This is a genomic window from Streptomyces sp. NPDC056347, from assembly GCF_042262625.1.
In the GTDB taxonomy this organism is placed as follows: Bacteria; Actinomycetota; Actinomycetes; order Streptomycetales; family Streptomycetaceae; genus Streptomyces.
Map to the genome: position 1 here is coordinate 1 of NZ_JBHJQP010000228.1, position 10,599 is coordinate 10,599.

General features: G+C 72.9%; 10 protein-coding genes and 1 tRNA gene. 5 read left to right on the forward strand and 6 right to left on the reverse strand.

The genetic code is table 11. The annotated features are described in order from the left end of the window. The first annotated feature begins 181 nt into the window (after positions 1–181). Positions 182–271: transfer RNA gene (locus tag ACFCV8_RS33035), tRNA-OTHER, on the forward strand. A gap of 266 nt (positions 272–537) precedes the next feature. Here ACFCV8_RS33035 and ACFCV8_RS33040 read toward each other — a convergent pair. Beyond that, positions 538–1,524 carry an alpha/beta fold hydrolase gene (locus ACFCV8_RS33040; RefSeq protein ID WP_376689189.1) on the reverse strand — a complete coding sequence of 329 codons (987 nt, stop codon included), beginning with the start codon at positions 1,522–1,524 and terminating at the stop codon, positions 538–540. A 145-nt stretch (positions 1,525–1,669) separates the two neighbouring features. Between ACFCV8_RS33040 and ACFCV8_RS33045 the strand changes: the two genes are divergently transcribed. Further along, on the forward strand, positions 1,670–2,269 hold the full coding sequence (locus tag ACFCV8_RS33045; RefSeq protein WP_376689190.1) for a helix-turn-helix domain-containing protein: 600 nt from the start codon (positions 1,670–1,672) through the stop codon (positions 2,267–2,269). A gap of 273 nt (positions 2,270–2,542) precedes the next feature. Continuing rightward, positions 2,543–3,112 carry a TIGR03086 family metal-binding protein gene (locus ACFCV8_RS33050; RefSeq protein WP_376689191.1) on the forward strand — a complete coding sequence of 190 codons (570 nt, stop codon included), beginning with the start codon at positions 2,543–2,545 and terminating at the stop codon, positions 3,110–3,112. Between the two features lie 435 nt (positions 3,113–3,547). Here ACFCV8_RS33050 and ACFCV8_RS33055 read toward each other — a convergent pair whose 3' ends face one another. Genes ACFCV8_RS33055 through ACFCV8_RS33065 form a run of 3 tightly spaced genes read right to left on the reverse strand, consistent with a single transcriptional unit; the run spans position 3,548 to position 6,522 of the window. Further along, entirely contained in the window at positions 3,548–4,447 is a 900-nt protein-coding gene (locus ACFCV8_RS33055) for a 4'-phosphopantetheinyl transferase family protein (protein ID WP_376689192.1), read from the reverse strand. Then, positions 4,444–4,704 (reverse strand): phosphopantetheine-binding protein, encoded by a 261-nt coding sequence (locus ACFCV8_RS33060; protein ID WP_376689193.1) that lies wholly within the window; start codon positions 4,702–4,704, stop codon positions 4,444–4,446. The genes ACFCV8_RS33055 and ACFCV8_RS33060 overlap by 4 nt, the downstream gene beginning before the upstream one ends. Positions 4,705–4,737: 33 nt before the next feature. Next, entirely contained in the window at positions 4,738–6,522 is a 1,785-nt protein-coding gene (locus ACFCV8_RS33065; protein WP_376689194.1) for an acyl-CoA dehydrogenase, read from the reverse strand. Positions 6,523–6,998: 476 nt separating this feature from the next. Between ACFCV8_RS33065 and ACFCV8_RS33070 the strand changes: the two genes are divergently transcribed. Beyond that, on the forward strand, positions 6,999–7,745 hold the full coding sequence (locus ACFCV8_RS33070) for a thioesterase II family protein (RefSeq protein ID WP_376689195.1): 747 nt from the start codon (positions 6,999–7,001) through the stop codon (positions 7,743–7,745). A 107-nt stretch (positions 7,746–7,852) separates the two neighbouring features. Further along, a complete protein-coding gene (locus ACFCV8_RS33075) occupies positions 7,853–8,803 on the forward strand; it encodes a BTAD domain-containing putative transcriptional regulator (RefSeq protein ID WP_376689196.1) in 951 nt (316 codons plus the stop codon). 243 nt (positions 8,804–9,046) lie between these two features. Here the strand turns inward: ACFCV8_RS33075 and ACFCV8_RS33080 are convergent, their stop codons facing one another. Then, positions 9,047–9,880, reverse strand: coding sequence for a BTAD domain-containing putative transcriptional regulator (locus tag ACFCV8_RS33080; RefSeq protein WP_376689197.1), 834 nt, complete (start codon positions 9,878–9,880; stop codon positions 9,047–9,049). A 409-nt stretch (positions 9,881–10,289) separates the two neighbouring features. After that, positions 10,290–10,514: an acyl-CoA carboxylase subunit epsilon gene (locus tag ACFCV8_RS33085; RefSeq protein WP_376689198.1), complete on the reverse strand. Its 225-nt coding sequence runs from the start codon at positions 10,512–10,514 to the stop codon at positions 10,290–10,292. Between the last annotated feature and the right edge of the window lie 85 nt (positions 10,515–10,599).

Consider the following 10,599-nt stretch of genomic DNA (forward strand, 5'->3'; position numbering starts at 1 on the left):
GGCGCCAGAGGTCTGTCCGGGCACGGACGCACGAATCCGGGCACAGCGGCCGGGCCGGGTCCCTCGCGAGGCGTCCGCGCGATCGTCTCAGCCGCTCGTCAGCGTCCTGTCAGGGGCGGGGGGCATAGTTATGGGTGTCGGAAGGGAACGGCCCGGAAGAACGGACCGGCCCCGAGGACGAGGAGAGGTGCCCGGAGTGGCTTATCGGGGACCGGAGTCCGCTTCAGTCGGGCGCAAGCCCACGCAGGTTCGAATCCTGCCCTCTCCGCCAGTGCCCCGGTCCGCCCCAGACGGGTGGGCCGGGGCTTTCGCACGGGCACGCGTGCGGCTCGCGGCCGGCCACGAGAGACGTGACCACTTGATGCCGGCAGGCCTGTCCCGCCGGCTGGAGGCCACCGGCTCGCGGGGCCTCACCGGTTCCGGCCGACGTGTTCGGGCCCGGCGGCTTTCCGGCATCACCGATGCGGACCGCCACGCGCGCCCTCGGCGCCGCCACCCCGAGCACACCCACTGCGCTGCCCTGACAGCCTGTCCGGTTCAGTCCCGGACGGTGGCGAGCCAGTCGGTCAGCAGGCTGTTGACCTCGTCGGGGCGCTCCTGCTGGATCCAGTGGCCACAGCCGTCCAGGAGGTGGGAGGCGGACAGGGCGGGGAGGGTGGCGGGGTAGGCGTCGATGGCGTCGGCCATCCAGGTGGTGGACGCGTCCAGTGCTCCGCCGAGGAACAGGGCGGGCTGTTCGATCGGGGCTCCGCGGTGGGGGGCGAGGTCCTCCCAGTCGCGGTCCATGTTGCGGTAGCGGTTGAGGGCGCCGGTCAGGCCGGTGCGCTCGAACTCCGCGGCGTAGAAGTCGAGGTCCTCCTCGCTCAGCCAGGCCGGGAGCGGGCCGGCGGGGAAGCGGTCGCGCAGCCGGCCGCCGGGGGCGACGAAGTGCGGGTCGGGCTCTCCCTTGGCCGGCATGGTGTCGGCGGACAGGGCCGCGTAGAAGCCCGCGAGCCAGCCCCGGACGTCGGGCTCGATCTCCGCCTCGGCGCGGCCGGGCTCCTGGAAGTAGGAGACGTAGAACTCCTGCCCGGGGCCGCCGATCCGGCCGAAGACGTCGGTGGGGCGGGGGCCGCCGGGCGGCGCGTACGGGACGCTCAGCAGGCCGACCGCGCGGAAGACCCCGGGGTGCAGCAGGGCGGAGGCGGCGGCGATGTTGGAGCCCCAGTCGTGGCCGACGACCACCGCGCTCTCCTCGCCGAGGGCGCGCACGACGGCGACGTTGTCCTCCACCAGGTCGAGCATCCGGTAGGCGTCGGTCGCGGCGGGTTTGGAGGAGCGGCCGTAGCCGCGTACGTCGATCGCCACCGCCCGGTATCCGGCCGCGGCGAGGGCCGGGAGCTGGCGGCGCCAGGAGTACCAGGACTCGGGGAAGCCGTGCACGAGCAGGACCAGCGGGCCGGTGCCCTGCTCGGCCAGGTGCAGGCGCCCGGCAGGGGCTTCGACGATGCGGTGGCGGAGTGCGGCGGTCGGCTCGGATTGCATGGCGGAGTTCTCCTCGGTTCGCGGGCGGCCGGCGGGTACCCGTCGATCATGCGGCGCGGCGGCCCCTCGGCGCGATCGGCGTTGCCGTCCTGGCAAGATCGCAGGACAGGGCGGTGGAACGGCACGGCAGGAAGGTGCGGAAAAGGTGGCAGTCGACGACGTGGACGGCACGCTGGCCGCGATGGGGCCCCGGTTGCGGGCCGCGCGCGAGCACCACGGGGCGACGCTGACCGGTGTCAGCCGCGCGACCGGCATCTCGGCCAGCACGCTGTCCCGGATCGAGACCGGCCGGCGCAGGCCCACCCTGGAGGTGCTGCTGCACCTGTCGAAGGAGTACGGCGTCTCCCTGGACGAGCTGGCCGGCACCGCGCCCGGCACCGGGGCCGGGCCACGCGCCGCGGCGCCGCTGAGCTTCGGCGACGACAAGGCGGTGCTGCCGCTGACCCGGTACGTCGGCGGCCTGCACGCCCACAAGCACGTCCTGCCCGCCCTTGAGACCCCGCCCGCGCGGCCCCGTCAGGTCTCCCACGACGGCCACGAGTGGCTGTGCGTCCTGTACGGGCGGCTGTGGCTCGCCCTCGGCGACCAGGACCTCGTCCTGACCCCCGGGGAGGTCGCCGAGTTCGACACGCGCACCCCGCACGGGGTGGCGAACGCCGGCCCCGGCGGACCGGTCGAGTACCTGATCATGTTCGGCCCCCAGGGCGAGCGTCTGCGGCCGCACGGCCGGCCGTCGAGGGACTGACGGCAGCAGGGCTGTCGAACGGGTACGTGTGACGGGCCGCGTGCCTCGCCGGTGACAACCGCACCGCTTCGTCCGGTCTCGTTCGCCACGCCGTCCGGCTCTGCCGGTGACAAGAGGTGCCGTGAGCGAGCGGCGAACCAGGTGCCAAGTGCCCCGTCAGCAGCTTTCAGTTCGAAGATCGGTCCCCTCGCCGGGAAGCAGCGCGGGGACCGATCACCCAGTTCTAGGCAAATGCCGTGATTGGCAAGGCAGTTGACGCCGTAGTCTCCCTGGATGACTACCGTTTCCGTCGCAGGTCTCGCACGTTCATGCACATCTGTCGGCGACCTGCTCGCCGAGGTCCGCCCCGAGCAGTGGAAGGATCCGACGCCGTGCACGGACTGGAACGTACGCGAGGTGGTGGCCCACCTGGTCGGCATGGACCTGGTGTTCGCAGCCATGATCGAGGGTGGCCCGATGCCCGAACGCGGAGTGGACCGCCTCGGTGACGACCCGGTCGGCGCCTACCGGACCTCCAGTGCTTCGCTGCTGGCGGCTTTCTCCGCCCCCGGGGTGCTTGAGCGGAGTTATGCCAGCCCCTTGGGGAGCGCCACGGGCGCCGAGCGTCTGCAGATCCGCCTGTACGATCTGCTCGCTCACGGCTGGGACCTCGCTCAGGCCACCGGAATCCCTGCCCGGCTGCCCGAGGACCTTGCCGAGCAGGCCCTGGCGTTCGCTCGGGCCCAGCTCTCTCCCCAGTCCCGAACGGGACGATTCGCCGAGCCGCACCCCGTCGAGGAGACCTCTCCGGCTATTGATCGCCTTGCCGCGTTTCTCGGCCGGCCGGTCCCACCGCAGCTGTGAGTGGACCGGCCGAGTGCAACGGACCGCCCCGAAGCCACGCTCGCTGATGCTCTCTGGGCCTTGATGAAATGCAGGCCGTGAGCGCCTGATGGACAGGGGACTCATTCGTTCTGGGCGCTCTGCTCGATCTGGTCGTCGAACAGGCTCCGGGCGATGGCCGCGTAGCGGCTCGCGCTGGTGTGGGACAGGTTGAGGACCGGGGCGAGATGCAGTGGGCCGGCGCCGACGGTCAGTGCCTCGTGAAGTACCCGGTCGCCGCGGATGCGTTCGAGGTGGACGCCCTGGCGCAGCAGGTGCCGTTCAAGGAACGAGGGGCTGGCGGACCCGGTTCCCAGGGCCGCCTTCGCGTGGATCAGGACGTGCCCCGCCCGCCCGCGGCGCCCGGGGTGTCCCGGCGGCTGCGGACGACGGGGCTTCCCGGGCGCCCTCGGCGGATCATGCCCGGCCGCGGGCCACCTCCTCGTCCTCGCGGGCCATCCGCAGGAGCGCGTCGACCATGCCCTCGTCGAGCATGGTCTGCGCGGCGATGTCGGCCGCGTCGCCGAAACCGATGTCGAACAGGGCGACGCTCACGGTGTACTCGTCCGCCACGTGCCACGTGCCGAAGCTCCACTCGTCGCCGGATCCCGGTGTCCCGTCCGGCCGCAGCACCTGCACCCGCTGCGCCCCCGGCGAGAACCCGAACTCGGCGAAGCGGAACCGCAGCCCCTGGCCGATGGCCTTGCTGTACGCCTCCTTCAGCGTCCACAGCCGCACCAGCGCGGAGTTGCGCCACTGCTCCTCCAGGCCGTCGAGCACCTCCCTCTCGTACGGTGTGCAGATCTGCCGTTCCACGGCCGAGCCCCGCAGCCGGCGGCTCTCCAGTTCGGCGTCCACACCGATCCAGCCGCGCCGTGTGACACCGACGACCAGCAGGTCGGCGGTGTGGCTGAGGCTGATGTCGACCTGGTCGCAGCCGCGCAGGTACGGGCGGCCGCCGGGCTTGTAGGCGAGGTCTATGTCGGCCGGCCGGGCCTCGAGGACCGCTCCCGCGGCGTACTTGAGCAGCATCCGGGACGCCAGGAACCGGGCGCGCACGTCCTCGTTGCTCATCCCCCGGTAGCGTTCCCAGTCCCGCCCGAGCAGCGGCATCAGGGCGCTCTCCGCGCCGTCGCTGGGCAGCCAGTCCGGCAGCCAGTCCTCCAGGCGCGCGTACATCACCACGCTGGCCCGCTCGGCCAGTTCGTCCCGCACGGTGTGCCAGGGGCCCATGGGGGTGACCAGGACCGGCGCGGACAAGGTGGTGAGCGCGGTGGGGGCGGGCAGGACCTCCGAGGCGGCCGCGGCGGTCGTCACGCCGTGTTCTCCCGTGCCGTGGTGCGCAGCAGGTCGGTGAGGGCACCGACGTCCGCCATTCCGCTCACCATGTCGTGCAGGGGCACGTCGCCGAGGGCGGGGTGGCGGTCGCGCAGCCGCTGCGCGAGGTCCATCAGCATCAGCGAGTCGAAGCCCAGGTCCTCGTACAGGCGGCTGTCGCCGCCGGTGGGGGGCCGGCCGGTCTCCAGTGCCGCGACGACGTCGTCGGTCACCCTGTCGAGCAGCAGTTCACTCATGTCGTCCTCCGGTGCGTGCCCTCGGGCACGCGGTCAGCTGGTCGCCAGCGGGCTGTCGTACAGGTCGAAGCTCGTGCCCTCGCGGTAGCGGCGCTGCAGTTCGGTGAAGACCTCGTCCTCGGGGCCCGGGGCGTTGCCCGGCAGGCCGATGCCGAGCCGGGTGCAGATGCGCAGCAGCGCGACCACGAGCCAGTCCGGCGAGGCGAGGAACGTGTCGGGGCCGCCCTGCTGGTGGCGCCACACGCCGAGGCAGGCGGCGGCGGCGAGGACCAGCGTGTACCGGTCGGCCAGCGCGTAGGTGTGCGGGTTGGCGAGGCTGGCGCGGTTCAGCGGTGCCAGCGTGGCGCAGGAGTTGCGCAGCCTGCGCAGTTCCTCGACGAGGTGGTCCACCAGGGGGCGCAGGACGGCACGGTGTCCGGTGTGGTCGAGGCTGTCCTGGGCGGCGAGGAGTTCGGCGCACAGCGGGTCGTGGGCGGCGAAGGTGCCCAGGCGGCGCAGGTCGAGCGTGGGCAGTTCGTCCCGCAGCCGCAGCAGGGAGCCGTCCGAGGGTGCGTCCACCAGCCAGGAGCGCCGGGCGAGGGCGGGCAGTTGCGGGCTGATCGTGGACAGCGCGGCGGCGGCCCCGGCATGGCCGAGGCTGGTCAGCGGCAGGTCGCGCACATGCTTCTGGAAGATCCCGAACTCCCCGTCGCGTACGTAGATGCTGGAGCCGAGCAGCACCGACAGTTCGTGCACGGCGTCGTTGAGGAGGATCGGCAGCAGGTACTTGGCGGCAGCGGCGTAGACGCCGGTGACGCCGTGTCCGAAGCCGGCCGCGCGGGTCGCCGCCAGCGCCAGGCTGTCGCAGATCAGCAGGTCGGTGAAGGCTCCGCTCAGGGTGCGGCGGGCCTGGGGGTTGCGTTCCACGGGCCGTCCGCCCACGCCGTGGCCGGCGGCGAACCGTGCGGCGGTGCGCAGCGCGGTGTCGCCTCCGGCGAGGACCATCGAGGGCAGGATGCCGCGGGTGAACGCGAAGGTCCTCAGGGCCAGGTCGACGCCGCTGCCCTCCTCGCCGAGCAGGCTCTCGTCGGGTACCGGGCAGTCGGTGAACTCCAGGCCGGTCTTGCGGCAGCCGCGCATCCCCGCCATCGGGTAGGACTCCAGGTCGTGCACCCGGTCCCCGGGCAGCGCGGCCCGGTCCAGGAACAGTGTGGAGTGGGCCCGGCTGCCCGGCTCGTCGGAGCTGCGGCACACGATGACCAGGCCCTGGGCCCGGTCGGCGTTGATGATGACCTGTTTGGAGCCGTTGAGCATCCGGGTGCCGCCGCTCGTGCGCAGGCTGAACTCGTCGCGCAGGAAGGCGTTCGCGTGGGCCAGTTCGCGGAAGGAGACGGCCAGCCGGCCGCCGCCGAGCAGCAGGTCGGCGGCCCAGCGCCGCTGGGTCCGGTTGCCGGCCGCCCACACCGAGGCGCCCGCGAGGCAGGAGAAGGCTCCGTATCCGACGCCGAGTGCCTGGTCGCGGCGGAACACCGAGCGCAGCACGCGGGCGAGGCTGTCGGCCCGCACGAGCCGGCCGCCGAGGGAGGCGGGCACGAACTCGGCGTTCAGGCAGGCGTCGTCGAGGGCCTGTTCGGCCTCCGGCAGCAGAGTGCCGCGTTCGTCGGCCGCGAGCAGGGCCGCGTGTCCGAGCGGGTTGCCCGGGTCCCAGGGGTCTCCGAGGCGCCGTTCGAGGTCGGCGACGCGTTCTTGCACCGCCGCCTCGGAGTTCAGGGGAGCCGGGATCCGCGTCCCCTGGGCCCCGGACCGGTCCCGTTCGACGAGCGTCGTCCCCAGTACCATCGATCCGCCGCCTTCCCAAGGGCAAAATGCCGTACGGACACCACTGCGCCGAGCTTCACCGCCCGCTCTGGAGAACCGCTCGAGATTCGCACGGGCCGTGGCACAGCCGCGCACCGGTCCGGCGCGGGCCGCCCTCCTGGGCGTGGCCGTCGGCGCGGCGCGGCGCGCGGCCCGTGCCCGGGGCCGGGGGCTTCGGTACACACTCGCGCTGACACGCCCCTGATATGCGTCTCTTCGGCCGTTCGCGCATGTCGCCGTCCCCTTCCGCGCTTCTTCGCGCGGCCCCCGCCCCGGACCGGCCGGCCCGGCGGGCCCGTCGCGCGGGGCCCGAGGGGGAACTCGAGAACGGCCACACGGGCGACGGAGCCGTCCTGGCATCGGCGGCCCTCGTGCGTACACCATCTGGGGTCCGGGTCCGCGGACGTGAGCACCGCCTGTCATCCGGCCGCGGCAGCGGCCCACACCGAGGGAGCACGATGGACAGCACACGACCCGCCCTGCGCCTGTTCGTCTTCCACCACGCGGGCGGCTCCCATCTGCTGTACCGCGCCTGGCCGTCCCGGCTGCCCGGCTCGTGGGACGTGCGGCTGATGGACGCCCCGGGGCACGGGCGGCTGCTCGACCTGCCGTACATCACGGACGCACGGCGGCTCGCCGACTTCTTCGTACGCCGCATCGAGCCCGAACTGACGTGCCCCTACGCCTTCTTCGGGCACAGCATGGGCGGTCTGGTGGCGTACGAGATCACGCGGCTGCTCGCGGCCCGTGGCCGCCCGCTGCCGGTGTGGCTCGGGGTGTCCGGGCGCGCCGCCCCTCGGCCGACGGACCTGCCTTCGCCGCGCCACGCCCTGCCCGACAGCGAGTTGCAGACGCACCTGGAGCTGCTCGGCGGGACTCCGGACGAGGTCTTCGACAACCCCACGCTGTGGGCGCGGTTCGCCCCGGTCATCCGGGCCGACCTGCAGCTCGCGGAGACCTGGCGTCCCGACCCGGACGCCGGGCCGCTGCCCGTCGCACTGTCCGCCTACGCGGGGCGCGAGGACCACTTCGTGCCGCCGCGGGACATGGCCGGCTGGCAGGAGCACACCGATCGCTTCCTCGGCCTGACGGTCCTCGACGGCGGCCACTTCTACTTCCAGGACGACCCGGGTCCGCTCCTCGCGCACGTCGAGCGGGACGCCGCCGCGGCGCTGGCCGGCGCCGGGCCGGCGCGCTCCCGGTGAGAGCCGGTGTCCGGACCCGGGCCGGGTGCGCGACCTGAGGCATCCGGCCCGGCGGACCACGGCAACTGGCTGAGTTTCCGACCTACTTCACTACTTGGGGAGAAGAGATGCAGTTCCGCATTCTCGGTCCCGTGGAAGTCCAGGACGAACAGACCGGTCTGAGGATCCTTCCCACGGGTGCCAAACAGCGCGCCCTGCTGGGCGCGCTGGTGGTGAAGACGGGGCAGAACGTGTCCGTGCACCGGCTCGTCGACGAACTGTGGGGGGAACATCCGCCCTCCAACGCGGCGAACGCCCTCCAGGCCCACGTGACCCGGCTGCGCCGCCTGCTGTCCGGATCGTCCGCCGACGCGCCCGAGTGGATCGTGACCCGGTCGCTCGGCTACACCCTGCGGCTCGACCCGGTCGACACGGACGCCGCGCACTTCCACCGCCTCGCGGAGCGGGGCAGGCGGCTACTGCGCGGCGATCCGGGACAGGCGGCCGAACTCCTGCGCAGGGCACTGTCGTTGTGGCGGGGGCCGGCTCTGGAGGGCAGCGTGCTCGGCGACATCTGCGCCCTGGAGGCGACACAGCTGGAGGAGCACCGCCTCGGCGCCCTGGAGGCGATGTACGAGGCGTACCTGAGCACCGGGCGGCATGGCGAGATCACCGGTGAGCTGAACGAGCTGACGGCGGACCACCCCATGCGGGAGCGGTTCTACCACCTGCTGATGGTGGCGTTCTACCGGTGCGGGCGGCAGGCGGAGGCGCTCGGCGTGTACGACCGGGCGCGCAAGCGCCTGGTGCACGAACTGGGCATCGAGCCGAGCCCCGCCCTGCGCGGCCTGCTGGAGTCGATCCTGAACCACGACCCGGCCCTGTCCCCGGCGGGCACGGCCGGGGTGCCGCCCGCCGTGGCGCCGGGGCCGCGGCCCGTGCCCGCGGTCGCCGCGCGGGAGCTCGTGCTGAGCGACGAGATCACCCGGCTGAAGCACCGTGTCGAAATGCTCCAGGGGCAGCACGAGCAGCTGCTCCGCCGTTTCCAGGAACTGGCCCTGTCCCACAGGGCCGGATGACGGGCCGCCGACGGGCGGGGACGGACGGACCCGGCCCGCTCGCCGGCCCGCTCGCCGCCGGCCGGCTCACCGGCCGCCGCCATGGCGTGTGCCGGCGGGTACGGGGCCCGGTCACGGGGCGGCGCGTCGCCGCACGGGCCCCCGGCGGTCCCGCCGAGGGCTCCGCCCGCGGCGGGCTCGCTGTGCGGGTGAGGTTCGATCACCAGAAGAAAGCCGGTCAGCCGGTTTCCGTATCGCCGATCCTCACGGGGCCGGGACCAGGCGGTCGCCGGCGCTCCCCGGAGTGAGCGTCACGGCCTCGGGACTGGCCACGAGGATGGACTGCTGCAACCGGCGCAGTACCGCCGAGGGCTCCAGGCCGAGCTCGCGCACGAGCGTCGCCCGCAGCCGCCGGTAGACCTCCAGCGCCTCGCCGCGCCGGCCCGAGCGGTGCAGCGCGAGCATGAACTGCGCGTGCAGATTCTCGTGAGTGCGGTGCCGGGCCACCAGCACGGTGAGCTCGGCGAGCAGTTCGCGGTGCCGCCCCAGGTGCAGATCGGCCTCGATGCGCTGGTCGAGCGCGCACAGACGGCTCTCGTCGAGCCGCTTGATCTCCATCTCGAGCTGCGGCCCGGCGGGCACGTCGGCGAACGCGCCCCCTTCCCACAGCGACAGCGCCTCGCGTAACTGCCGGGCCGCGCCGGGGTAGTCCCCCGCGTCCATGGCGCGGTAGCCCATCCCGGCGCGGCGCTCGAACTCCCGTACATCGTTGGCGCCGCCGCCGGTGGCGAGCAGATAGCCGCCCGGATGGGTCACGAGGACGTCCTTGGCGCCGCGCGGCGCCCCGCCCTCGGCGGCGCCCCGCTCCAGGGCCGCCCCGATGAGCTCGCGCAGCTGGAGCACGTAGGTCTGCAGGGTGGTGCGCGCGCTGCGCGGCGGCGTGGTACCCCACAGCTCCTTCATCAGGCAGGGGAGCGAAACGACCTGGTCCGCGTGGAGCGCGAGCAGCGCCAGGACCTGCCGGGGCTTAGGGGCCGTGGGCACGACGGAGACACCCTGCTCCCGCACCGTCAGCGCGCCCAATACGTTGATGTCCACAGCAGTCTCCCTGGGGTGGATGTTGCTGCTCGCGGGGGTTGCCCCCGACTACAGAAACATTAAAAAACGGGACGGACGGTTTGTCAATATAAAAACCGCAGTGCTGGTTTGGAAAAAATTCCCTCACCGCATCCACCGAGCCTCCGAAGATGCCCCATTTTTAACAACTTATAGGCATTCGAACTCTCACAGGAGGCCAGTCCGACCTTCTCACAGCCGCATAAAACAGTCCACTCGGTCTGCTTTGCTGTGCCGACTCCACCCGCAACCCCTCTTCGCGGGAGCCGCCGCCCCCGCACCCCTCCCCCACCCGGCCGCTGCCATCGCCGGGCGCGTACGCGGCTCACCGGCCGGTACGCGCCGACGAACCAGACGTGCGGCTTTGCCCGTCGGTACCCGCCGGCGCCTGTCAGCGCCAGCTCTGCGGGGCCTGGTACGTGGCCGCCGCCCACGGCCGCCACCGCACGGCAGGGCGGCCACCATCCGGTTCCCGCTCCTCCGCGCGCCGGGCGAGCAGCGAGAACAGCGTCGCCGTGAGCGCGACGAGCTCTTCCTCGCTGGCCGTGCCGCGCACGATCCGCAGCAGCGCGTTCTTGTCCTCGGCCTTGCGCTCGCCGCTTTCGATGCCGCCCATGGATCCTCCCTGATGTCGGGCTCACGATCGGCCGCGCCGCTCAAGAACGCATGGCTTCCCGCTCGAGAGACGCTATGGCGCGCAC

Bases quoted from the DNA above. Each gene is read 5' to 3' on its own strand.
- ACFCV8_RS33065 (WP_376689194.1), bottom strand. From the start codon at position 6,522: ATGGTACTGGGGACGACGCTCGTCGAACGGGACCGGTCCGGGGCCCAG.
- ACFCV8_RS33070 (WP_376689195.1), top strand. From the start codon at position 6,999: ATGGACAGCACACGACCCGCCCTGCGCCTGTTCGTCTTCCACCACGCG.
- ACFCV8_RS33050 (WP_376689191.1), top strand. From the start codon at position 2,543: ATGACTACCGTTTCCGTCGCAGGTCTCGCACGTTCATGCACATCTGTC.
- ACFCV8_RS33060 (WP_376689193.1), bottom strand. From the start codon at position 4,704: ATGAGTGAACTGCTGCTCGACAGGGTGACCGACGACGTCGTCGCGGCA.
- ACFCV8_RS33085 (WP_376689198.1), bottom strand. From the start codon at position 10,514: ATGGGCGGCATCGAAAGCGGCGAGCGCAAGGCCGAGGACAAGAACGCG.
- ACFCV8_RS33040 (WP_376689189.1), bottom strand. From the start codon at position 1,524: ATGCAATCCGAGCCGACCGCCGCACTCCGCCACCGCATCGTCGAAGCC.
- ACFCV8_RS33075 (WP_376689196.1), top strand. From the start codon at position 7,853: ATGCAGTTCCGCATTCTCGGTCCCGTGGAAGTCCAGGACGAACAGACC.